General features: G+C 51.2%; 21 protein-coding genes. 14 read left to right on the top strand and 7 right to left on the bottom strand.

Annotation, left to right across the window (positions count from 1 at the left end; translation table 11 throughout):
* Positions 1-27 precede the first annotated feature (27 nt).
* The 3 genes from CFF01_RS16195 to rlmB are packed head-to-tail and all read left to right on the top strand — an operon-like array spanning position 28 to position 3,963.
* Complete coding sequence (locus CFF01_RS16195; protein WP_088905484.1) at positions 28-684, top strand: tetratricopeptide repeat protein; 657 nt, start codon at positions 28-30, stop codon at positions 682-684.
* Positions 685-739: 55 nt separating this feature from the next.
* The gene (gene rnr / locus CFF01_RS16190; protein ID WP_088905483.1) at positions 740-3,208 is read left to right on the top strand and encodes a ribonuclease R; all 2,469 of its coding nucleotides are present in this window, start codon (positions 740-742) and stop codon (positions 3,206-3,208) included.
* Positions 3,209-3,222: 14 nt separating this feature from the next.
* The gene (gene rlmB / locus CFF01_RS16185) at positions 3,223-3,963 is read left to right on the top strand and encodes a 23S rRNA (guanosine(2251)-2'-O)-methyltransferase RlmB (RefSeq protein WP_088905482.1); all 741 of its coding nucleotides are present in this window, start codon (positions 3,223-3,225) and stop codon (positions 3,961-3,963) included.
* A 441-nt stretch (positions 3,964-4,404) separates the two neighbouring features.
* Here the strand turns inward: rlmB and CFF01_RS16180 are convergent, their stop codons facing one another.
* Entirely contained in the window at positions 4,405-5,418 is a 1,014-nt protein-coding gene (locus tag CFF01_RS16180) for an IS110 family RNA-guided transposase (RefSeq protein ID WP_088905927.1), read from the bottom strand.
* Between the two features lie 700 nt (positions 5,419-6,118).
* On the opposite strand from CFF01_RS16180, the gene CFF01_RS16175 reads away from it, so the two are divergent.
* Entirely contained in the window at positions 6,119-6,541 is a 423-nt protein-coding gene (locus CFF01_RS16175) for a hypothetical protein (RefSeq protein WP_033540767.1), read from the top strand.
* Positions 6,542-6,688: 147 nt separating this feature from the next.
* Positions 6,689-7,441, top strand: a complete 753-nt coding sequence (locus CFF01_RS16170; protein ID WP_088905481.1) for a Clp protease/crotonase-like domain-containing protein — start codon at positions 6,689-6,691, stop codon at positions 7,439-7,441.
* 625 nt (positions 7,442-8,066) lie between these two features.
* On the opposite strand, the gene CFF01_RS16165 is transcribed toward CFF01_RS16170, so the two are convergent.
* Positions 8,067-8,810 carry a DUF481 domain-containing protein gene (locus CFF01_RS16165; RefSeq protein ID WP_088905480.1) on the bottom strand — a complete coding sequence of 248 codons (744 nt, stop codon included), beginning with the start codon at positions 8,808-8,810 and terminating at the stop codon, positions 8,067-8,069.
* A 222-nt stretch (positions 8,811-9,032) separates the two neighbouring features.
* Here CFF01_RS16165 and rpsF point away from each other — a divergent pair, with 222 nt between their 5' ends.
* Genes rpsF through rplI form a run of 4 tightly spaced genes read left to right on the top strand, consistent with a single transcriptional unit; the run spans position 9,033 to position 10,477 of the window.
* Positions 9,033-9,443, top strand: coding sequence for a 30S ribosomal protein S6 (gene rpsF / locus CFF01_RS16160; protein WP_033540764.1), 411 nt, complete (start codon positions 9,033-9,035; stop codon positions 9,441-9,443).
* 8 nt (positions 9,444-9,451) lie between these two features.
* Positions 9,452-9,757, top strand: a complete 306-nt coding sequence (gene priB, locus CFF01_RS16155) for a primosomal replication protein N (protein ID WP_033540763.1) — start codon at positions 9,452-9,454, stop codon at positions 9,755-9,757.
* A 12-nt stretch (positions 9,758-9,769) separates the two neighbouring features.
* A complete protein-coding gene (rpsR, locus tag CFF01_RS16150; protein WP_011867078.1) occupies positions 9,770-9,997 on the top strand; it encodes a 30S ribosomal protein S18 in 228 nt (75 codons plus the stop codon).
* Between the two features lie 27 nt (positions 9,998-10,024).
* Positions 10,025-10,477, top strand: a complete 453-nt coding sequence (gene rplI / locus CFF01_RS16145; RefSeq protein WP_033540762.1) for a 50S ribosomal protein L9 — start codon at positions 10,025-10,027, stop codon at positions 10,475-10,477.
* A gap of 302 nt (positions 10,478-10,779) precedes the next feature.
* Here rplI and CFF01_RS16140 read toward each other — a convergent pair whose 3' ends face one another.
* Positions 10,780-12,984, bottom strand: coding sequence for a S46 family peptidase (locus tag CFF01_RS16140; RefSeq protein WP_088905479.1), 2,205 nt, complete (start codon positions 12,982-12,984; stop codon positions 10,780-10,782).
* 116 nt (positions 12,985-13,100) lie between these two features.
* Here CFF01_RS16140 and dnaB point away from each other — a divergent pair, with 116 nt between their 5' ends.
* The 3 genes from dnaB (at position 13,101) to CFF01_RS16125 (ending at position 17,024) form a co-directional block, all read left to right on the top strand.
* Positions 13,101-14,507, top strand: a complete 1,407-nt coding sequence (gene dnaB, locus CFF01_RS16135) for a replicative DNA helicase (protein ID WP_033540760.1) — start codon at positions 13,101-13,103, stop codon at positions 14,505-14,507.
* Positions 14,508-14,662: 155 nt separating this feature from the next.
* Positions 14,663-15,739 (top strand): alanine racemase, encoded by a 1,077-nt coding sequence (alr, locus tag CFF01_RS16130; RefSeq protein WP_088905478.1) that lies wholly within the window; start codon positions 14,663-14,665, stop codon positions 15,737-15,739.
* A 13-nt stretch (positions 15,740-15,752) separates the two neighbouring features.
* Positions 15,753-17,024, top strand: coding sequence for a BamA/TamA family outer membrane protein (locus CFF01_RS16125; protein WP_232479460.1), 1,272 nt, complete (start codon positions 15,753-15,755; stop codon positions 17,022-17,024).
* 25 nt (positions 17,025-17,049) lie between these two features.
* Here the strand turns inward: CFF01_RS16125 and CFF01_RS16120 are convergent, their stop codons facing one another.
* On the bottom strand, positions 17,050-17,514 hold the full coding sequence (locus tag CFF01_RS16120) for a chemotaxis protein CheX (protein ID WP_033540758.1): 465 nt from the start codon (positions 17,512-17,514) through the stop codon (positions 17,050-17,052).
* A gap of 307 nt (positions 17,515-17,821) precedes the next feature.
* Between CFF01_RS16120 and CFF01_RS16115 the strand changes: the two genes are divergently transcribed.
* Together CFF01_RS16115 and CFF01_RS16110 are read left to right on the top strand one after the other, a co-directional pair.
* On the top strand, positions 17,822-18,835 hold the full coding sequence (locus CFF01_RS16115) for an NAD(P)H-quinone oxidoreductase (protein WP_088905477.1): 1,014 nt from the start codon (positions 17,822-17,824) through the stop codon (positions 18,833-18,835).
* Between the two features lie 297 nt (positions 18,836-19,132).
* Complete coding sequence (locus tag CFF01_RS16110; RefSeq protein ID WP_033540756.1) at positions 19,133-19,567, top strand: hypothetical protein; 435 nt, start codon at positions 19,133-19,135, stop codon at positions 19,565-19,567.
* A gap of 133 nt (positions 19,568-19,700) precedes the next feature.
* Here the strand turns inward: CFF01_RS16110 and CFF01_RS16105 are convergent, their stop codons facing one another.
* The 3 genes from CFF01_RS16105 to CFF01_RS16095 form a co-directional block, all read right to left on the bottom strand.
* Complete coding sequence (locus tag CFF01_RS16105; RefSeq protein ID WP_088905978.1) at positions 19,701-20,738, bottom strand: aldose epimerase family protein; 1,038 nt, start codon at positions 20,736-20,738, stop codon at positions 19,701-19,703.
* Positions 20,739-20,857: 119 nt separating this feature from the next.
* Positions 20,858-22,024, bottom strand: coding sequence for a galactokinase (gene galK / locus CFF01_RS16100; RefSeq protein WP_033540768.1), 1,167 nt, complete (start codon positions 22,022-22,024; stop codon positions 20,858-20,860).
* A 400-nt stretch (positions 22,025-22,424) separates the two neighbouring features.
* Positions 22,425-24,053 (bottom strand): cation:proton antiporter family protein, encoded by a 1,629-nt coding sequence (locus tag CFF01_RS16095; protein WP_033540755.1) that lies wholly within the window; start codon positions 24,051-24,053, stop codon positions 22,425-22,427.
* Positions 24,054-24,173: the final 120 nt, after the last annotated feature.

Below are 24,173 nucleotides of genomic sequence, written 5' to 3'. Positions count from 1 at the left end.
CACGAGTTCTACATAGAGAATTTTGTTATGGCACGATTAGTATTCTTTATTTTAATGGCCTGTTTATCGACAGTGGCACAGGCTGAAACCAAAACTGACAAGCAGACTGACGACAAAAGCGTGATCAGAGCGGTCGATATTTATAGCCAAGAGCAGCTTATCGACATGATCCGCGACAAGTCTTACCTGACAAGGGTAAAAGGCGACGATTGTCAGCTGGTACAAGATATTGAGGCGCGTGCCGAAGTGCTAAAACAGCCGCTGTATCAATATCTTTGGGCTGAGATGCTGAACTATGGTATCTGTGTCAAAGCCAATCCGCCCAGAGGCATTTCTATGCTTCGTGACGCTGCTGAGCAAGGTAGCGCAGAAGCTATGGTTCGGATCGCCGAGTATTACCATGAGGGTAAATTCGTGATCCAAGATAAAGAGCGCGCAGTGCAATACACGCTGCCCGCTGCCGCCAGTGGTGATCTCCCTGCTCGTATAATGCTGGTGAGATTGTTTGGCGAAGGCTATGGTAGTCCCAGAGATTATGTGATGGGTTACCACTGGCTGTACAACGATGTATTTAGTGATGAGGCGACCAAACAGGAAGCCATGAAATTATTGATGGTGCTAGAAGCAAAAATGCCCGCCAGTGCAGTAGATAGGGCTAAGCAGGAGCATCTGAGATCCCGATAAACGCCCTAAGCCCCTTAGACTATCTGGAGAGCCGGGCAAAAAGTATGGATATTGAATGATCAAAGATCCGCATTTAAAGCGTGAACAAGAGAAGTACGACAACCCCATTCCTAGTCGTGAGTATATTTTAGATTACTTACGCTCACAGCAATCACCCCTCAATCGTGAAAAAATTGCCCAGGCGCTCAAGATCAGCGATGAAGAGCAGCTAGAAGCCTTGCGCCGCCGCCTCAGGGCGATGGAGCGTGATGGCGAGCTGGTCTTTACCCGTGGTCAAGCCTATGGCTTACCCGAGCGTATGGATCTGCTAAGTGGCATGGTATTGGGCCACAAGGATGGTTTTGGCTTCCTTAAACTCGATGAAGGGGGCGATGACCTCTTTATCAACAACCGTGACATGCTGATGTATTTTCACGGCGACAAGGTGCTTGCTCAAAAAGCCGGTGTCGATCGTAAGGGCCGCCGCGAGGCGCGCATCGTACGTCTGACCCATGAGCGCACCGCGCCTCTGGTGGGGCGTTTCCACCTGGATTCTGGCATGGCCTTCGTGATTGCAGACGACAAGCGCATCACCCAGGAGATCCTGATCCCCGATGGCGATCGCAATGGTGCTCGTCAGGGCGATGTCGTGGTGGTTGAACTCACCCGCCGTCCTGGCCGCTACATGAAGGCTGCCGGTAAGGTCACCGAGGTGCTGGGTAAAGAGATGGCGCCGGGCATGGAGATTGAGATTGCCCTGCGCAACTACGATCTGCCCCATACCTGGTCAAGCCTGATCGAGAAGAAGCTGCGCAAGATCCCTGATGAAGTGACCGAAGAGGATAAACAAGGGCGGGTTGACCTGCGCAAGTTACCTCTGGTCACCATAGATGGTGAAGATGCGCGTGATTTCGATGATGCCGTCTATGCCGAGACCAAGAAGAGCGGCGGTTGGCGCCTGTGGGTGGCCATTGCCGATGTCAGCCATTATGTGCGCACCGACTCGGCGCTGGACAAAGAAGCCCGCGCCCGCGGTAACTCAGTCTACTTTCCGTCTCAGGTGATCCCCATGTTACCGGAGAAATTGTCGAACGGTCTCTGTTCGCTCAATCCTGGAGTCGACAGGCTCTGTATGGTCGCCGAGATGACCATTTCGGCAACGGGCAAGCTGTCGGGCTATAAGTTTTATCCAGCCGTGATGCACTCTCATGCACGTCTGACTTACACCCAGGTGGCGGATATGCTCGAAGGTGGCGAGGTGAGTGATGAGCTTAAGCCAATCTTCCCGCACCTGCAGACATTGCAGTCGCTCTATCTGACTTTAGATGAGACACGCGCGCAGCGCGGTGCTATCGCCTTTGAAACCACTGAGACCCAGTTTATTTTCAATGCCGATCGCAAGATAGATCGCATCGAGCCCCGTACCCGCAATCAGGCCCATAAGATCATCGAAGAGTGTATGATCATGGCCAATGTGGCGGCGGCTAAGTTTGTGCAAAAGCATAAGGGTGAAGTGCTCTACCGGGTGCATGAAGCGCCGTCAGAGCAGAAGCTGACCAACTTTAAAGATTTCCTCAAGGAGCGCGGCCTCACCATGGGCGGTGGTCTTGAGCCTGAGCCGGCCGATTATCAGGCGCTAATGGAGCAGGTGATCGACAGGCCTGATGCCGAGTTGATTCAGGTGATGTTGCTGCGCTCTATGCGTCAGGCAACTTACACCCCGGATAACGAGGGTCACTTTGGCCTGGCGCTGGAGCAGTATTCGCACTTTACCTCGCCGATTCGTCGTTACCCCGATTTGATTCTGCACAGGGTGATCCGTTACCTGCTGGCCAAGGAGCGTGGCGAGGGCAATGACAAGTGGACGCCTGATGGTGGTTACCACTATCAGATCGAAGAGCTTGATCTGCTGGGTGAAGAGTGTTCCACCACAGAGCGACGCGCCGATGAGGCGACCCGTGATGTGAGCGATTGGCTTAAGTGTGAGTTTATGCGTGACCATGTGGGCGACACCTTTGAGGCCGTTATCGCCTCGGTCACCCACTTCGGCATGTTTGTGCGCCTAAGCGATCTCTTTATCGATGGTCTGGTGCATATCTCGACCCTGGGCGGCGACTATTATCACTACGATAATATGCGTCAGCGTCTGGTGGGTGAGGCCACGGGGCAGGTGTATCAGATAGGCGATCCCGTCACGGTTAAGGTGGCGGCGGTGAATCTGGACGACCGTCAGATCGATCTCATGATGGTGGGCGACGATGGTAAAGCACCTCGACCACGCCGGGGCAAGAAGCCCTTGACCGCTCGTGAGCGAGTCAATCTCGAAGGCGCCAAGGTTGGCCGTAAGGGCGGCAAAGAAGATGACAAGCCAAGCGGTAAGCGCCGCTCTGGCAAACGCAGCGACGCTAAGCCCGGAGCAGGTAAGCCAGGAGCCGGCAAGGCGGGGGCGGCCAAGCCAAAGAGCGGTGCCCCAAAAAGCACAGCTAAGGCTAAGCCAAGCGCCAAAAAGCGTAAAGCGGTTAAAAAACGCAGTAGTAAGAAATAAGAGATTCTAATTAGATGAAGAAACAAGATTTTACCTTCGGCATCCATGCCGTCGAGGCCTTGCTAAAAAACAGCCCTGAGCGGGTGATCGAGATGTGGGTACTCCAGGGCCGTGATGATCAGCGCCTGATGCCACTGATCCAAATGGCGGCGGAATATGGTGTGTCGGTGCAGCAGGCCTCTCGTAAGGCGCTGGACGACAAGGCCGGCAGCAGTCAGCACCAAGGTGTGCTGGTACGTGCTAAGCCCGCTAAGCAACTCAATGACAACGATCTTCTGACGCTACTGGATAAAACAGAGACCCCGTTTCTGTTGATCCTCGACGGCGTGACCGATCCCCACAACTTAGGTGCCTGTCTGCGTAACGCCGATGCCGCCGGAGTACACGGGGTGATAGTGCCGCGCGACAACTCGGTTGGCCTCACGCCAACCGTCAGTAAGGTTGCCTGCGGCGCCGCAGAAGTGGTGCCCCTGTTTCAGGTGACTAACCTAGCGCGCACCATGAAAGCTTTGCAAGATAAGGGCGTATGGATCGTCGGCGCGGCCGGTGAAGCCGAGCACGACCTTTACAAGGCCGACCTTAAAGGCCCAATCGCCATCGCCATGGGCGCCGAAGACAAGGGCCTACGTCGACTGACCCGCGAGAGCTGTGATTCGCTGGCTTCTATCCCGATGGCGGGTAGTGTGTCGAGCCTCAACGTCTCTGTGGCCACAGGGATCTGCTTGTTTGAGGCGGTTCGCCAAAGATTGGGGTGATCGGGAATTCGATCTTCCAATTTTTGAGTCGCTGACTCAAGGTTGATGAATGCCGATGCGGGAAACTTCATCGGCATTTTTGTATCTGTCGTTTGACGACATGGTCATTTAGTGACGTGGTTTTAGCGTTAACCGTCGCTGTTGTTTATAGCCTGCGGCTCGCTTATGTGTAGATACATCTGCTACACGCCGTGAATCCCTATATGGACACCTCGATAGATTCAATAGCTAATTTGTTAGTAACAAAAGATATTACTGCGTCCGTATATCCGACCTGTTTATGAGCAATTAGAGGCTCTGGCCTTAATGAGAACCGCGCCTCTACGCCTTAACCGTCCCTCCGAACTCTTAGGTTCATGGACTCTCTCAGGTGTTGTAGAGGCCGGTATTACCTGTTGTTACATTACTTTTTAGCAGTACATGGTTTGTTTTACTTACAGGTCAAACCGCTCTGAACTCCGTTTTCTTAAATAGAATAGCCCAAACAATTCTTGCTAACTTGTTAGCCAGTGCGACTGCAGACTTGTGACTGCCTCGCCGTTCGATAAGCGTTTTAACCCAAACAGACAGCCTGTCTTGCGCTGTTTTACAGTGTCTTATAATCGACCAAGCACATTGAATAAGTAGCTTCCTGAGGTAACGGTTACCTCGCTTCGTTATCCCGCCAAGACTCTGCTTTCCACCGCTTGAATGCTCTTTTGGCACTAAGCCAATGTTTGCTGAAAAATGTCTACCGTTTTTGTAGGACGAACCATTACCTGCAAACGAGACTACGGCTGTTGCCGTAATTTCTCCTATTCCCTTTATTTGCATTAGTAGTTTAGCTCCTTCGGAAGCCTGGGCCTGCTGTTTGATATCCTTTTCTGATGACTTTATGGCTTCATCAATCGCGCTCCACTCTTGGTGTAGCAGAGTAAAGTGGACTCGAGCTCTTTCGGTTAATTCATTTTCTGCATCTTCAATTAAGTCAGGTAATGCTGCTTTAAGGCTTTCTTTGCCTTGAGCAATAACGATACCATACTCATTTAGCAGGCCTCTGATTTGATTAATCAATGTTGTTCTGGCATCGACCTGCCTTTCTCTGATTCGATGCGCCAACATCATATCAACCTGCTCTAACGTTCTAGGCTCTACAAATTGAATATTAGGTCTATACGCTGCTTCACAAATAGCGAAGGCATCATTACGGTCGTTTTTATTACCTTTGACAAAAGGCTTCACATGCTGAGGGGGAATTAACCTTACTTGATAACCTTGAGCTTTTAAGCTTCTTCCCCAGTAATTTGACCCGCTACAAGCCTCCATAGCTATGATTGCATCAGGGTATTGGGCTAAAAACGCCATAAGTTGATGTCGACGAAGTGCACGATTAAATACAGATTTACAAGCCTGATTCACACCACAAACTTGGAAGACATTTTTTGCCAAATCGATACCAATTAGAGTAACTTTCATAGTGGACACCTTTTGTTGATATTGAACTCGCAAATTCAATATGGCGCTTTTGACGCCGACTTTACAAGAGGTGTCCATCTCATCATCCCTGGAGGCTCGACGATGGCATCCCTGCCATCGACGTCCGCAGATGCATCTACACCCGGTCATTTCATCTCTTCGATTGAACGGTATCGGAATTTTCTATGTGTCTGGTTAAAGTGCATTTGTTCTTGCCGTGGATCTTGTAGCGTTAACCTTCATTGTTATCTATCGCCTGCCCGGCGGGGGATGTGCAAGCACTCTTTTGGCATGGTGAGTGAAGCGAAGCTTCGCGCTCACGAGCGAGAGGCATGGATGCCGAACTGGCTGTTAAACAGGGATGTTGTTTGAATATGTCCCTATACGCTTCACGGCGGTACTGACCTACATGGATGTTGGGAATGCCAAAAAATGTAGGGAACACTTTTGGCCATGCCGCCGAGAGCCAAAAGCGTGCTTACACCCATATCTAAACGTCTCTTCGATTTGGCTTCACTTGGCATCGGTAAATGATGTTGATTAATTTTGAGGAATGCTTTAACTGTATATGGGCCAAATAGTGATGGGTTAGTCTCTTCATCAGTTGGTTACATCGGTACTTGGAGTGTAAATTAATTATCGGCAGGGATTTATCCGGTAGGTTGGATAATAAGCCACTAGCTGTAGAAAGGAGATCATTATGCAGTATAAAAACACTCAGCCTGGAATCGCGATGCTTTCAATTATGGGAATTGTAGTATTGGTGCTTGTCTTTGCTTCGGTAACGAAGCCTACCGAACCTATTGGATTTGCGTATTTAATTTTAGGTGTGCTTTCTATTCTTTTTTCATCATTAACCATTAAAGTGGAAGGTGGAGAAGTAAAGTGGTTTTTTGGTCCAAAATTTTGGAATAAATCAATAAAAATATCTGAAATCGAGTCGATCAAAAAGACAAGAACGAAATGGTACTATGGGCTTGGAATTCGTTTAATTTCAACTGGATGGTTATATAACGTTTCAGGTCTAACAGCTGTTGAATTAAAACTCAAAGATGGCACAACCGTTAGTTTGGGTACAAACGATCCTGAAAACTTAATAAAGGCTATTGAGCAAAGCAGCTAACAAGCCAAGTCAGCGGGAGTTATCCTTGATATCGAATGATAAAAGCAGCGTTCACCTATTTTGATAGCCTCTTAGGTTTGGCTTCATTGGTTACATTTTAAGATGATTTTTGCCGTAAGAGCAGTGCATTTGACAAGGAAGTAATTAATGAGATGGATTCTTACACTCTGGCTTACTCTGGTTTTTGTTGGTTGTTCGAATACTAGGATCGATGAACAAGCCAAGATTAGCCTAATTTCTCCAGATACTATTCTTTTTGACGGCTCTATAACACAGCAAAATGTAGCTGTTTTTGAAGAGCTGTTAAACGCTCAATTCCAACAAGTCGCTACAATCGTAATCAAAAGTGTTGGGGGGGATGTTTTGTCAGGTATTTACCTTGGTAAACTCGTTCACTCCCATCAATTGAACGTAATCATTAGAGGAGTATGTGCCTCTTCTTGTGCCAACTATGTTGCGACCGCCAGTAGTAATGTCATAGTTGAAGAAGGAGCTGTACTTGGTTGGCATGGTGGTTCGCTGCAATCCTTATATGGAGGGTTTGAGCATGATTGGTTCGATTCGCTTTTTGCAGATAAAGAATCTTTTAAGGAATATCTTGCGGAGTGGCAGTTAAAGGAACGAGCCTTCTTTGAGAAAGTTGGTGTGAATCAGGCTTTGACAGTTTTGGGTATGGTGCCTGGACTAAAAGAAAAGCGAAATACGATGCTATATAGCCTTGATAAGCAGACACTAAACTTATTGGGAACGAGTATTAAGTATGTTGGTGAGCAAAACCTATTTGATGTCGAGGGAAATGAGGTTCTTCAGGTGTTTCAGCTATCTCCTCAACAGTTGCAAGTGATGTTGAAAAATCATTCACTTCGTTTGGCTCAAGCCAGAGTATATGGAACGAATTGAGAAAAGATAATAATGTCTAAAACAGATTCGCTCCTGATTGATAACCGACTGACACCAGTAACGTCAAATCGAAGAGACGATAGATATCGGTGTAAACACGTTTTTGGCCTTCGAAATCAGGGATGATTTCGTAGAGCCCACAGGGAAGTGCTCGTGGCGTGCCAAAAACGTGTTTGCACATAAGGCCTGCGGCAGGCAATTGATACAACATCACGCCAAGGTTGGCTTAAACCTTTCAAATATCAAAGTCGGGTAGAAGCTACTACTATCTGAAAAGTAGTTGAAAACGACAGGCATCAGTAACGTTAAATCGGAGAGGCGTTGGATAACTAGTGTAGATACGCCGGTGAGCTTCCGAAACAGGGATGTTTCGGCAGAGCCTATAGGGATATATTCAAACAACGTACGTGTTTAAAGGCCAGTTCGGCATCCATGCCTCTCGTTCGTGAGCACGAAGCTACGCTTCACTCACCGTCTCACGGGCGTATCTGCACATGAGCCCACTGCAGGTGATAAGTAGACCATGAAGCTATGGTCTGAAGTCACCGAGCAAATATCAAAGTGGCTAGTGGCCACGACTGGCAAGTCAGATTAATTGCCCCATCATTTGGGGGCACTCAAACCTTTATTTAAAGGTGTAAAGCAGATTAAAGGTAGTAACGGTATCCGTCTGCTTCGAATCCTCGGGTACTACTTCTGTGTACTTGATGTTCATGCCCACCTTAAACGCCCAGTCTTGAAACAGGGTGTTTTTGTAACTCATGTCCAGGGTGACTGTGCTGTTGTCCTCGCCAGTCTCGGCGGTGAGGTCGGCGTTGAAACTGGTGTATTCGTGGATCTTCTGCTCGAATTTGGCGGCGGTACGCAGAATCACCTCACGCTCGGCTTCTGGGTCGGGGACCGACTCACTGACCTGAGGCAAGTTGTATCGATAACCTGGGCCCACTTCGAGACTCAACTTAGTGCTGTCGCCGCTGATGGCATCGAAACCATAACCGGTCGACACAGTCGAGATGCGGGTATAACTACCAAATCTGTCTTCGGTGAAGTCGCCACGGGCAAAGATATAGCCTGAGTAGATCTTGTAGCTCGACTGGAGCTGGACATCATATTTTTCTGATGTGGTCTTTTCTGAGTCTGAGGCGAAGTACGCCTTGAACACCCCTTCCTGACGGAAGTTGTCTGTGTCGTAGAGTAGCTTGGTGCGGCCGTTGAAGCTGCTGGACTCTGTGTTACCCGTGTTGATCTGCAGCCCCGCTTCGATCTCTGCTGAGAAGTCGCTAGGGGGTTCCTGATAGTCCGGGGGCACGAGCGCCCAGGCACTTTGGCTAAGGCCGAGTGTGAGAAATAAACTTGTTGCTCTTAACATTATTTTTATTTTTTGCACGCGTCTAGAACACAAAAATGACAGCGCACTATCATACCGTTTCACCGGGCGATGGGCAAAGTGAATAACGAAAGATATTGCTTGAGTTTTGAGGTGTGAGCATGTACTATTCCGCGGCTTAATTCAGTCACTTTATTTAGTTCCTTGCCTCCATTTGGTCTGACTGAGCCAACAACGAGGCTAGATAACCGTAAGGAGCAAAAAATGCGTCATTATGAAATCGTATTTTTAGTTCACCCTGATCAGAGTGAACAAGTGCCAGGTATGATCGAACGTTACACGGGTATCCTTACCCAAGCTGGCGGTCAAATCCACCGTTTAGAAGACTGGGGCCGTCGTCAACTGGCTTACCCAATCATCGAATTGCATAAAGCTCACTATGTTCTGATGAACGTAGAAGCGACTGCAGAATCGGTTGAAGAGCTAGAAACAGCTTTCCGTTTCAACGACGCTGTTCTTCGTAGCATGGTTATGCGTACCAAAGGTGCCATCACCGAAGCTTCTCCAATGGCTAAAGCGAAAGACGAGCGTGATTCACGTCGTTCTAGCGAAGATCGCCCAGCTGCAGAAGCAACTGAAGCATCTGAAGAAGCCGCTGAAAACGCAGCAGAGTAAGTTTATTTGTGGCCACCAATCATTTGGTGTTGTCTGGAACCATAACCCGGTCCAGAAGCTTTAGTAGCCCGGCAGGCATCCCGCATTGCGTGATCATGTTGGAACACAAATCGCAGGTTTATGAAGCAGAGATGCTGAGAAACGTATACTGCCAGATACAAGTGATATTAAGTGGCGAACGCTTTAACAGCATCACAGACAAACTGAAAACCGGTGTGGATATTGAGGTTAAAGGCTTTATCGCGCTCCAACGAGGACGCAATGGTCAAAATCGCCTGGTATTACACGCTGAAAATGTCGAATTGAAAACTTAGGAGACTGTCAACATGGCACGTTATTTCCGTCGTCGCAAGTTCTGCCGTTTCACTGCAGAAGGCGTTACTGAGATCGATTACAAAGATATCGCTACTCTAAAGAACTACATCACTGAAAGTGGTAAAATTGTTCCTAGCCGTATCACTGGTACAAACGCTAAATACCAACGTCAACTGGCTCGCGCTATCAAGCGTGCTCGTTATCTTTCTCTACTGCCTTACACTGATCTACATCAGTAATAGCGCATCAATTTAGAGGAATTAATAATGAACGTTATTCTACTTGATAAAATCGCTAACCTGGGTAACCTGGGTGACCAAGTGTCAGTTAAAGCTGGTTATGCTCGTAACTTCCTTTTACCTCAAGGTAAAGCAGTTGTTGCTAACGCTGCTAACACTGAAGTATTCGAAGCTCGTCGTGCTGAACTAGAAGCTAAGCTAGCTGCTGAACTAACTGCTGCTAATGAGCGCGCTGAGAAAATCAACGCTCTTGAAGCTGTTGTTATCGCTTCTAAAGCGGGTGACGAAGGCAAGCTGTTCGGTTCAATTGGTAACCGTGACATCGCTGATGCAGTGACTGCTGCTGGCGTTGAACTAGCTAAGAGCGAAGTTCGTCTGCCACTAGGTGCTATCCGCACTACTGGCGAATACGAAATCGATGTTCAGCTTCACGCTGAAGTTAAGGCTGTTGTTAAGCTTTCTGTTGTTGCAGAAGACTAATACACAGTTTTAAACGATTAAAAGAAACACCGCGCTAATCTGATTAGTGCGGTGTTTTTTTATGCCTGCTCGTAAGGCCTACGTCAATGACCAATTGTGAGTCGTTAGAAGCCATTAGCTATTAGTCATTAGATATAAGCCACAAGCCACAAGCGTAAGTGAGTGCATCAGCTAGCTTGCCTGAGAGGTGAGAGCTGAGAGCTGAGAGCTGAGAGGTGAGAACTCAGAAGTTAGGCAGGCAAAAAAATACCCGGCATGACCGGGTATTTTTATTGCAGTAGATTCGATGAGCGTCTGCTGGCTTAGTTGCGTACCAGCTCCAGCTCGCTGATCAGGTTGTCGGCGTGATCCACCTCATCCATCATCCACAGAATGTAGCGGAAATCCACGTGCACGGCGCGGGTGATGGTTGGGTTAAAGAACCAGTCTTTGGTGATGGCTTCATAGGTGGAGTCAAAGTTGAGTCCCACCAATTCGCCCTTGCCGTTAAACACGGGTGAACCCGAGTTACCACCCGTGGTATCGACGCTGGAGAGGAAGTTCACCGGCACAGAGCCAAAGTTCTCTGGCTTGTCCAGGCATGAGAAGAGGCGGCACAGCCAAGAGGCTGGGTCTTGATACACTGACTCGACCTTGTGGCTGCCATAACGCTTGGCCTTGATGGCATCCAGTACCTTTTGAGGCGCATCGAAAGGCTCAACGCCCGTGTGCTTGGCGACTATGCCTTCCAGGCGAGTGAAGGGCTGCTTGTAGAGGGCGTCTTTCGACTGGTAACCATCCACCATGCCGTAGGTGATACGCAGGGTGCCGTTGGCATCTGGGTATACGGGCCAGTTGTTGGCCTTGTAGTAGGCGATAACGGCTTCCATGTAACCAGGACGCGCCTTAGACAGCTTACCGGCTAAGGTCTTCTTAGCCTTTTCCTGGGCTAGGTTAGTGTCGTACAGGGCTACGGCGATGCGGATGAAAGGATCGGCGCTGGTTTCAAAGGCTTTCACATCGGCGTCCATCCAGGCCAGACGCTCGGCCTGATTGGTGAGGCCGGTTAGCGAATAGAGACCATCGAGCTTGTCGCTCAGGCTCACCTCTAGGTCATCCGATTTCAGCATGGCATCCAGCTCAGGTACGCGGTTGTCCTGCGCTAAATAAGCCTTGAGATCCTGCAGCCAGAGTGTCTTGTCGACGCTGATGGCAAAGCTTGAGTCGATACGCTTGAGGCGCGCCTTGAACATCTTCATGTCGCGCTCTTGGTAGCCCTCTTCACGCTCGGCATCTGGCTTGGTCTTCTCTTTAGCCAGACGATAGAGGCGGTTAGCTGCGGCTAATAGCTCGCTGGACTGGGCATTTTCGAAGAAGTAGCGGGTCTGCTGCGCCTGGCGCTGCTCAACCAGCAGAGTCTCTAGCTGATCAAACTTAGCCTGATAGCTCTGGTATTGGCTGTCTGTGCTTAGCCACTTGCGGAAGTCGTCTTCGCGCGCCTGCTTGATACCGGCGATATCGGTGGCCTTAAAGCCATCGAGCAGACCGTTATATTTCTTCATGCGGTTGGCCATAGAGGCCAGGGTACCGGCGTACTTGATCTTGACGCCAGCGTCCTGTGCGCCCATGGCTTCAATGGTGTCGATACGCTGCTGATAACGCTCAGCAAGTGTAGGGTAGAGCCAGTCGCTGGCAAATTTTAGCTCGCTGGTGAGGCGGTAGCGACTGGTCGAGCCAGGGTAACCGGCCACGAATACGCCGTCGCCCGCCTTAACGCCGTCGGCGTTGATCTTCAGATAACTCTTAGGCTTAAAGGGCACGTTATCTGGCGAGTAGGCCGCGGGCTTACCATCTTTGCCGACATAGGCGCGCAGGAAGGTAAAGTCGCCCGAATGGCGTGGGTATTCATAGTTGTCTATGTCGCCGCCGAATGAGCCGACGCTCTTTGGTGGCGCATACACCAGACGCACGTCGCGAATGATCAACTGCTTGATCAGATAGTATTCCAGGCCATTGTGGAAGCTGCGCACCGAACAGCGATAGTTGTCATCGCTCTCACACTCTTTAATCAATGCCTTACGATTGGCTTGGATCTCTTCGTAGCGCTTTAGCGGGTCGTCGCTGAGATCTTTAGTGACCTGCTGGCTCACATTGGTCACCGCCTCGGTGATATAGAGTCGCTCGTTAGGACCGGCAGAAGGTTCGTCCGCTTGTTTGCTCGCCAGGAAGCCATCGGCGATATAGTTATGCTCTTTTTTGCTGTTGTATTGAATCGCACGGTAGGCGCAGTGGTGATTCGTCACAACTAACCCTTGGGGGGATACGAAACTGGCGGTACAATACCCGAGTCCGACAACTGCATTCATCGGATATTGGGTCAGATCGGCAAGTTGCTTTGCTGGAATTTCGATACCGCGTTCGCTCAGCTTGTCGGCGATCGAAGGCATTTGATACGGTTGCCATTGCCCTTCATCGGCAATCACAGCGCCAGATGACAGCATTAAGGCTGCAACCAATGCTTTGCGCATGTTTATTCCTTAATTATTATGTGTAAGTTTGTAGGACGAACAGGTTAAGCGCCTGTTTCTGCTTGACCCCGGTTTTATACCATATTTTGCCTAATCGTTGGAAATTTGGAGAGTTAATGTCACAGCAAGGTGGATTTCAGGCTAAGAAAAAGCCTAGAGATATTCAGATCGATGCATTGAAGATGCCGCCACATTCGATTGAGGCCGAGCAGTCTGTGCTCGGTGGCTTGATGTTGGATTCAGAAGCCTGGGATAAGGTGGCTGAAGCCGTGGTGAAGGATGACTTTTATTCCCGTTCCCACAAGATGATCTTTACCGCCATGGAGTCTTTGGTGGCGGCGGGTCAGCCAATCGATCTGATCACCGTCTCCGAACAGTTGGAGCTGGAAGATCACTTAGAAGATGCCGGTGGTTTCGCTTACTTAGGCGAGATCGCCAAAAACACTCCAAGCGCGGGTAACATTCTCTCCTACGCGGCCATCGTGCGTGAACGCGCCGTGGTGCGTGAGATGATCAAGGTTGCCAACGAGATCGCCGATGCGGGCTTTAACCCCGAGGGGCGTAACTCCAGTGAGCTGCTGGATCTGGCCGAGAGCAAGGTATTTAAGATCGCCGAGCAGCGCGCAAATGCCAACGAAGGCCCTGAGGGGATCAAGACCATCCTCGAGAAGACGGTCGATAAGATCGAGGCGCTGTATAACAACCCCCACAATGGTGTGACCGGGGTGTCCAGCGGCTTTGGCGATCTCGATCGTATGACGGCAGGTTTCCAGTCGGGTGACTTGATCATCGTCGCGGCGCGTCCCTCTATGGGTAAGACCACCTTCGCCATGAACCTGTGTGAACAGGCGGCGCTGCACGAAGATAAGCCAGTGCTCATCTTCAGCTTGGAGATGCCCTCGGAGCAGATCATGATGCGTATGCTGGCCTCTCTTGGCCGGGTGGATCAAACCAAGATACGTACGGGTCAGCTCGACGATGACGATTGGGCAAGGGTCTCCTCGACCATGGGGATCATGCTCGAGCAGGGCAAGATGTATATCGATGATGGCTCGGGCCTGACACCGACCGAGGTGCGTAGCCGTGCCAGACGTATTGCCCGCGAATATGGCGGTCTGTCGATGATCATGATCGATTACCTTCAGTTGATGCAGGTACCCGCTCTGTCCGATAACCGAACGCTGGAGATCGCCGAGATCTCACGCTCACTTAAGGCCTTGGCTAAGGAACTCGAGATCCCAGTGATCGCACTGTCGCAGCTTAACCGCTCTTTGGAGCAACGTGCCGATAAGCGCCCAGTAAACTCAGACTTGCGTGAATCAGGCTCTATTGAGCAGGATGCGGATTTGATCATGTTTATTTATCGTGATGAGGTGTATAACGACGACTCAGAAGATAAGGGCACCGCGGAGATCATCATAGGTAAGCAGCGTAACGGCCCCATCGGGCGTGTGCGTTTGACCTTCCAGGGCCAGTTCTCTCGTTTCGATAATTATGCCGGTCCGCAGTTCGAAGAAGATTAATCCGATTCATACCAATCACAATGAGTGAGCTGTTATTTATTGCGCTTGGTATAAGCTCATAGGGTGAGATTAAACTTGGTTTAAACTGCCCTATGGGTCGCTATTTTGCGTTACCCTCATCAGAGTCTCGACGTTATTAACATTAAGGTTATTGTTTGAAACCCTTTCCCCGAGCAGAGATTAGCGGCGATGCGCTGAAGTCTAATCTGCAGCGATTACGCCAATTGGCCCCCCAGAGTAAGGTGATGGCCGTGGTGAAGGCCAACGGTTATGGACACGGCCTGTTGAATGTGGCCAAGTGTCTCAAGAGCGCCGACGGTTTCGGTTTGGCGCGCCTGGAAGAGGCGCTGGAACTCAGGGCTGGCGGGGTGATGGCCAAATTACTGCTGCTCGAAGGCTTCTTTCGAGCAAGTGATGTCGCGACTCTGGTCGAGCACGATATCGATACCGTGGTGCACCATGAATCTCAGCTGGAGATGCTAGAGGCCGCCGAGCTGACTAAGCCTGTGACCGTCTGGATGAAGATAGATACCGGCATGCACCGCCTGGGCTTTACCTTAGATCAGTTTGAGGCCATTTATCAGCGGCTAATGGCCTGTCCCAACGTAGCCAAGCCTATTCATCTGATGACCCATTTTGCCTGCGCCGATGAGCCGGACAATTCAGCCACCGCTGAGCAGGCACGCCGCTTTAGCCAATTAACCAAGGCGTTGCCGGGCGATCGCACCCTGGCGAACTCGGCTGCCACCCTCTATTGGCCTACCACTCAGGCCGATTGGATCCGCCCAGGGATAGCGCTCTACGGCGTGTCGCCGGTCGTTGGCGATCTTGGTCGCAACCATGGGCTGGAGCCCGCCATGGAGCTGGTGTCGCAGCTTATCGCTGTGCGTGACCATAAGGCCGGCGATCCGGTCGGCTACGGCAGTTACTGGCACGCCAAACAAGATACTAAGCTAGGCGTCGTCGCCATAGGCTACGGCGACGGTTACCCCCGCAATGCCCCTGAAGGTACGCCTGTGTGGGTTAATGGCCGTCTGGTGCCTGTGGTGGGGCGTGTTTCTATGGATATGCTTACCGTCGATCTGGGGATAGATGCCACAGACAAGGTAGGGGATACCGCCGTGCTTTGGGGTAAGGCGCTGCCGGTGGAAGAGGTGGCCGAACATATCGGCACTATCGCCTATGAGCTGGTGACTAAGCTCACGCCTCGTGTGGCCGTTTGCCTCGAATAGTAAGGTGTCTGGCTTGTCATTTTTATTAGTCGGCGCCAATCGCAGCGCGCCGCGACTCTCTCGTTTTATCTTGTTGCTGCTTGCCCTGTCGCTGGGCAGTCATGTTCAGGCCAATGAAGATCTGGCGCCTCGTGTTCAGGTCAGCAGTCAGGATGAAGGTTTAGCGCCTGATTATGTGGCTGTGCCCTTTATCTTCTCCACAGAAAGCCTAAGTACCTCAGTGGGCGCTGCTGGGGTGATCAAACATGCCGGTCAGCAACAGGCATCCTTATTTGCCATCGGGCTGGTTACGGCTAATGACTCCTGGGTGACCTATCTGGCCGCTAACGATTATCAGCTACCGGGAGTGACCAACTGGTTATTCTCGGCCGAAGTGTATCGTGGCCACTACAGTGAAGGGATCTATTACCTGACACCTCCAGGGGCTAGTGCGCCACAGCGGGTGGTGGCCCGGGGGGATGAATCTTTTGCCAAGCTGCACCTTAAATATGTGCTGCCTTGGGGACGAGGCGCCGACGGGGCGGCGGCGAGTCTGCGCCCTGCGAGCTCTGATAGCCTGAACTGGAACCCGCTGACCTCTGGGGTGAGTAGCGTTGAATTGACCCCTTTCTATAACCAGCAAAGCCTGCAAGGCTTTGAGTTTTTACCCGAGTCCGCCAAAGGCTTGGAGCTGGAGCTTGCCTGGGATAATCGTGATAACCGCGAAAACAGCAAGCGTGGTGGACGAACCAGCCTCACACTGACCCGAGACTGGGGCAGTGCGCGGCGTCAAAGCTGGACGACCTGGGAGTTTGAACAGAGCCTCTATCTCTCATTAGGCCAAAGTGATTGGTTTGACTCCAGGGTATTGGCCGCCAACATTTACTTAGCCGATACTCCGACCTGGAATGATTTTGATGAGGCCAGTCAGCTCTATCATCGCCCACCGGGATTTGCCGGGGTTAGTCTGGGGGGATTTAATCGTTTGCGTGGTTATAGTGGCGATCAGTTTACCGGTCGCAGCGCATTACTCTACGCCGCCGAATACCGGGTGCAACCTAAATGGCAGCCCCTTAAAACTTGGCCGCTTTTTAACCTGTTTGAGATCCCTTGGTGGCAATGGACGCTGTTTGCCGAGGTGGGTAAGGTGAGCGATGAATTTAGCTTAGATAGTTTGCACAGTCAGATGAAAGGCACCCTGGGGGCTGGCATACGCTTCGAGGTCGAGGGCGTGGTGGTGCGCACCGATTTGGCGTTTGGGGAAGAGGAAGGCCAGTTCTGGATCATGGTCAACCAGCCTTTTTAGGGCATCTTTCGGCGAAGGCTATCAGTTAGCCTTCGAAACAGATCTCAATATAGGCGGTGCCATAAAGACTGTTAAACGGCATGATGAGCTTTTGGCCGTCTGATTTGTGGGCTATGGTGTGGTCTTTACCCGACACCACAACTGGAGTCGCCATATCGAACTCATAGCCTTTGTCGCTTAGCAGGTTTTTAGCCCCGCCAGTGACCATATTGGTCAGCTCGCCGACGAGATCTGTGACCTCTTCATTGATACTTTCCGGTTTTTCCCCCAACATCTTGTTCATGATCTCTAAGATCAGGGGCTCTTCGAAGGTGATCGATAGCGAACCTTTGGTTTGCGGGCCGACCATGCCGATGAGGCCGGAGACATCACCCTTAGCCAGATTGTCTTTTTTCAGATTGGGCTTGCCGGGTTTTAGCTCTATGTTAGCCATAGTGTTGAGCACATTGAGCAGAGATTCGAGAAAAGGATTGATAAAGTCTACGTTCATCGCAAATGTGGCTCCTCATTGTGGTAACAGATTGAAGCATATCGGACTATAAGCTTAGGTGAGAAATAGCGTTAAAGCCTCTCCTCTTTGCACCACCATAACATAAAGCTCGGTAGGGGCGACAAGTGTTTTCTTGCTAACTCTATAATGGGAAAGAAATTTGTGACGCCTTGACGGTTTTCGCTTTCCATTCGTTCGAGTGTGGGGTTAGTTTGCAATACTTGCCCTTTACATGAGTTTCGCGCTAGCCTCTGCTCATCTTCTTTTTAGGGCGCCTAATACGCCGCCCCACGAGTCTGGAGCCTTTATGACCGCTCTTCCTTCTCGCTATACCCATATTCAATTTGCCGCCCCCGGCGGTCCAGAGGTGCTCAATCTGGGGCAGAGCCAGTTGCCAGAGATTGCATCGGATCAGGTGCTCATTAAGGTAGAGTATGCCGGGGTCAATGGCCCGGATGTCGCGCAGCGTCGCGGTCTCTATCCGCCACCACCAGGCGCCAGCGACATTCTGGGGTTAGAGGTCTCGGGTACCGTCGTCGCCTTGGGCTCTCAGGTGACCGCTTGGCAGCTGGGCGATAAAGTCTGCGCCTTGGTGCCTGGGGGAGGTTATGGTGAGTATGTGGTGACCTGGGCGGCGCATTGCCTGCCCATTCCCACTGGGGTGACCATGGCTCAGGCGGCGGCCCTGCCGGAGACCTTTTTTACCGTCTGGGGACATCTATTTATGCGGGGCGGTCTCAAACCCGATGAGACACTGCTTATCCATGGTGGCTCAGGGGGCATTGGCTCGGCGGCAGTCACTTTAGCGAAACAATTCGCTGTTAAGGTGCTGGTCACTTGCGGGAGCCAGGAGAAGATAGATTATTGTCTGGGGCTCGGCGCCGACCAAGGCTTTAATTATCACGATGAGGATCTGCTGGCCCAGATAAAGGCGGCGGCGCCCCAAGGGGTGGATCTTGTGCTGGATATGGCTTCAGGGGATATGATCGATCTCAACCTCAAGGCATTGGCCATTGAGGGCAGGTTGGTCACTATTGCTCTGCAGCGTGGCAGGCGTGCCGATGTGGATGTAGCACTACTGATGGCAAAGCGCATCTGGTGGACCGGGGCGACCCTAAGGCCACAGTCTGTAGAGGCTAAGCAGGCGATTGCCCAAGGATTACTAGAGCAGATATGGCCGAAATTTGCCACGCCCCAAGGGGATAAATTAGTGCCTCATCTGTTTGCCGAATTTGCTTTGGGCGAAGCCGCTAAGGCTCACGCGCTGATGGAGTCGGGACAACACAGGGGAAAGCTGGTGTTGAAGGTGTCGTCAAATTAGTGCAAAAGCCCTTATCTCAATGGCGAATGCAGTTTTTTCACTTTGAGAAGAAGCGCGTCAGAAAAAACTTGAATAACTGATTTGATCGGCTAAATTCGTTACTAGTAAGTACCGAGTGAACATTTTGATAGCAATTGAATAAAATAGATCTATTTGGCTATTGATTTCTGGCGGTATTTATTAAAAATGTGTGGGCTATTGTCCAGAGGCGTTTCTGACGATGGCAGCGACTAAGCTAACAGTTGTCAGCTTTATAATTTTATATTGGTATGTGTTGATTTAAGGGTATTAGCATATATGTATGACACGTCTAAAGAACCTGTTTGGTATGGTGAACTTCGTACGGCTCGAGGTAATACTATCCTCATTCACGACAAAGAGTTTCCCGAGGCTACTGCGGGGCGAGTTTATCTCTATAACACGGTAAGAGATGCCGTGATTGAATATGCCGAGGACATCGTAAAGGTGAACTTGCATGACCTTACGGACGAGGAGCTTAAGGCAGCTAAAGCTGAATATGATGCAAACTGGTTAGCGACCCGAGCAGCTTTCATGCAGCAGCATGCGGGATGGGTTGAAGCGATACATGCTAAACCTGCGCCAGCGCCGAAAAAGGTTAAGATCGATCCCGAAGACAGTGCCAGCGATGATGACGACGATGATGTCGAACTCGAAGTCGATAGCCTGGATGACGGTTATGATGATTGGTCTGATGACGACGACCGTAACTAGGAGTCTCGCTTAGTCAGCCGCCATCTTTAGGTAAGAGGTTCTGGGCACTCTGGAACCCCTACCTAAAATTTTTATCTCTCTTCTGTTTGTTTTCCTATTCCAGCCTCGCGTTTGTTTCCGCGACAGTTATCGCTTAACCCACATCAAACTGATAGCGACTCATGTGGTGATATACCTCTCCTGGCATGAGCCAAGGTGTACCCGGAAGGCTTGGTTGATTAGGGGCATCGGGTAGCTGTTGGGGCTCAATACAGACTGCCTGATAAGAGGCCAGTGTCTGTCCCTGTTTCCCTTGCGTGCCGCCGAGGAAGTTACTGCCGTAGATCTGTACCCCAGGTTGATTGGTATAGAGGGTCAGACGGCGTCCCGAGTTCGGCGCGCTAATTGTGCCAAAGCGGCTTAGTGCCTTGCCATCATGATGGGGTGTCAGATAGCAGTGATCGATTCCTTGAGTCTCCTCGCTTGCCAGCTGCTTGCGCAGGTCGCCAAGTGCCTGACCTTCACGCAGATCCAGTGGCGTACCAACAACAGAGGCGATCGCCTGTGGGATCCCTTGACCATCTGTGGTCAGGTAGTGCTGACTGTCGCTCTGGATAAGATGCGCGGCGCTACTGATCTCGCTGGCGCCTTCTAGGTTGAAGTAGCTGTGCTGGGTCAGGCTAATGGGGCAGGGCTTATCTGTGCTAGCCAGGATCTCCACGTATAGATTGTTACCCACCAAGCGGTAATCGAGCTGAATATTGGCGTTACCGGGAAAGCCCATGTCGCCATCTGGGCTAAACAGGCTGAGACGGACGCCATCATTTAGCTGGCCGATATGCCAAAGCTTGCGATTGAAGCCCTCACGGCCGCCGTGAAGACAGTTGCTTTGGTGATTGTTATCCAGTGAAAAGCGCTGACCATCTCTGTGCAGCTGGGCACCGGCGATACGATTGGCGTAGCGTCCGGCGATGGCGCCGAGATGGGCGTCTTGTGTCAGGTAGTCTTGGGCACTGTCACATCCTAGTACGATGTTGCCGCGTTCTCCGTCACGATCCGGCGTCCACAGGGAGCGGATAATACCGCCCAGGCTGAGGACCTCCAAGGCCAGCGTGCCATTGTCGATAATGACGCGCTCAATCTGGCCACCACGGGGATCGTTCCAGGCATCGAGTGGGCGAAAACGTACCATGATCATCTTTTCCTTAAGCGATTAAAGTTGGGCCCTATTGTATTATCTCGCCCTTTGACGAGGGGATGAATACGTATGCCAAACAGCGATTTAGAGCCCTTTAGTTTAGCGACTCGCTATCAGTAGAGTTCGTCGTCCAATCTGGAGGCGCCCTGGCTGGCCGAGCAGAGATAGACGCTGGCTTCTATGCCTGTAGCTGCCTGATATTCGCGCTCTACCGCCTCGACGACGGCATCGGTGAGGTCGTGATCCACCAGTGCGACCACGCAGCCACCAAAGCCGCCACCAGTCATACGCACACCACCGCGATCGCCGACCACGGCGTGGATGATATCAACCAGCTTGTCGATTTCTGGCAAGGTGATTTCAAAATCGTCACGCATGGATTGATGGGATTGAGCCATGAGTTCACTTAGCTTGGCGATGTTACCCGCCTCTAACGCGTGGGCGGCATTTTGGGTGCGGCGGTTTTCGCTTAGCACGTGGTGGGCGCGGCGATAGCTGACTTCAGGCAGCTGGGCTTTGGCGCTCTCCAGGGAGCGAAGCTCCAGATGGCGCAGACTTTCAACACCAAAATGTTCGGCGACCTGATGGCATTGCTCACGGCGCAGAGATAATTCAGATTCCACCGGGCCGCGGGGCAGGTTGGAGTTAACTATGATCAGGCTAAGACTTTCTGGGATGGGGACTGGCTCACAGTCCAGGTCTTCGCAGTCGATCAGCAGTGCATGTTCCTCTTCGCCCATGGCGCTGATCATCTGATCCATGATGCCACTGGCGTAGCCAACATACAGGTTTTCGCCGCGCTGGGCCATTTGAGCGACCGCCAGGGGAGATAGCCTGAGCTGGCTGCAATCATTGAGGGCCGTACCAAAGGCCAGCTCTAAAGCCGCCGATGAGGAGAGGCCTGCGCCTAAGGGCACATTGCTCACCACCGCCAAATCTAGCCCCTTGGCGGGCAAACCACTGGCCGACAGGGCTGCGGTAAAGCCTTTGAGGTACTTGACCCAGCTGTCATGGGGATCCATTTCGCCCTCTTGGCCGAAGTGCCAGGTGTGGATCTGGCCTGGAAAGGCGTCGGACACGGCGCGGAATTTATCATCGTCACGCTGTTTCACTGCGATGACGGTGTGAAAATTGATGGCTGCTGGCAGGACGAACCCGTCGTTATAGTCTGTATGTTCGCCAATCAGGTTAACCCTTCCCGGCGCCTGATAGAGATCGTCGGCCGTGGTCCCAAAGGTCTGCACAAATAGTTTATTGGCGCGCTGTGCGGTATTCGACATTGGTGTTGAACTTCTCAGAAAAAAGTTAGCGTACTCTGCCCAGGTGGTGGCAGCCTTGTTCATGGTTGTTGCTACCATGAGTCATCCTTGTCATTTTTATATCACGTCTCACTATTTGATGTAACTGAGATTTGTTTGCTATGAACGGGAAAATGTTGTGATTTGACAGGATTTAGGGAAATCCGCTTTCGCTAGGCAGTCATTTAGCCTGTTTAGATGGGGATTTATTTGGTCTTGTGGCTGGGGCGCTATTTTAGAGCTATCTCTCAAGGGGAGAGGTAAGTGACTCTCCCCCTTTTATGCCTATGGCAGCACCGCATTGTACGTGCCATTTTTCTCAGGCTGGCACGTACACTCCTAGATACATAGGATGCAGTATCTAGGAGTGTAGGAGGTAGAGTTAACTGCTGCTCTCTATGGGCTCGACAGGGATGTCGGCGTCATGTTGCTTGCCCGATTTAAGCTCGGAGATCACATGGTCGACAAAACCGGCACCGGCGGCCTCGTAGAGGTTAAACACGCTGTGTACCCCAGCGGCCTTGAGCGACTGGGCATCTTCGCTGTACTGTACGATGGCGCTGAGCTTACCTTGGTAATCCAGGCGTTTTAGTTGCTCTACCGCAAATTGATTACCCACATGGTGAGGCATGGCCAAAAGCACCAGCTCCAGGTTAGGGGCTCGGTCGAGTTTCTCCCAGAAGTCGGTATCCGAGGCATCGCCTTGCACCACGTTGCGCCCTTGCTCCCGGTGGAAGTCCACCAGTTCCTGTTTATGCTCAATGCCTAGGATCTCACCGTCAAACTGATTGGCCAGTTCGTCATAGGCACCGCTACCGATACGCCCCATCCCCAAGATAAGAAAGCGTGGATTGCCCACGGGGATCTGCCTGTCTTCAGGATGCAGCGGGTGTTTCTCCAGCTTCTGCAATCGGCTCTGAAACTTCTGATACAGGCGGGCAGAGGAGGCATTCAGTGGTGCGGCAAACAGAAAGCTCAGGCTCAGGGCCACGGCCAGGATCACCATCCATTGCTCAGGCAACCAGCCTTTGCTGGTGGCCACGGCGGCCACGATTAGGCCGAACTCGCTGTAGTTACCCAGGTTAAATGAAGTCATCAAGGAGGTGCGCGAACGCAACTTGAAGTGGGTCAGCAGATAGAGGAAGAGGACTATCTTTATCGGTACGACTAGCACTAAGAGTGCTGCGAGGCCGATATCGCTAAAGCTTGGTAAACCGTTGAGACCGACGGTGAGGAAGAAGGCCACCAGGAACAGTTCTTTAAAATAGAAGAGGGATTTAGCCAGCTCAGAAGACTTGGCATGGCCTGCCAGCAGGATACCAATAATAAGCGCGCCCAGGTCTGGCTTGAGTCCCACCAGTTCGAACAGACCGGCGCCGACTACTAGCGCCATCACCAGACCGAACAGTACCAGTAGCTCGCCGTGACCGACCTTATCGAAGGCCTTATAAATAAGGGGCTTGGCAAAGGGCAGCAGTAATAAGCCTAAGGCCCAAATAGAGGGAATATCCCCCTTGGAGATCGTCAGGAAGGCGACGGCAAAGATATCCTGCATGATCAAGATACCTATGGCGACGCGGCCATAGAGAGATTGCATGTCACCTTTATCTTCGAGCACCTTGACGGCGAAGATGGTGCTGGAAAAACTCAGGGCGAAGGCGAGCAGGGCGAGTTGATTAAAGTCTAGTCCGCTCAGTTGCTCTAACCCCAATAGACCCAGGAGCTTTAGCAGGGGGACCAGGAAGATCATAGAGCCCATCAGATGCAGGCTGGAGCCCGCCCAGACCTCGGCCTTAAACAGGCTGCGAATGTCCAGTTTGAGGCCAATGGCGAACAGCAGTAGGGTTACCCCTAGCTCAGCCAGCTGTTCCAGCAGTGGCAGGCTACTCTCGTCGATACCAAAGAGAAACAGTGCAAAACCCGCGACCAGATAACCTATAAGCGGTGGTAAACCGATACGACTGACTAGCATGCCACAGGCTAAGGTGATGATGAGAATGGCGGGTTCCATGTTGCTCCTAAAGGTCCATGAGGTTGGTATACCCCTGATTGTATAAGAATTGGGTTAACTTTAAATGAAAAATTATCATTTTATGGCGTAATAAAAAGCCTCCCGAAGGAGGCTGTTATC

This window comes from Shewanella marisflavi (assembly GCF_002215585.1).
GTDB classification, from domain to species: Bacteria; Pseudomonadota; Gammaproteobacteria; order Enterobacterales; family Shewanellaceae; genus Shewanella; species Shewanella marisflavi.
Note: the sequence above shows the minus strand (reverse complement) of the source record. Positions and strands in the feature narration are given on the sequence as shown.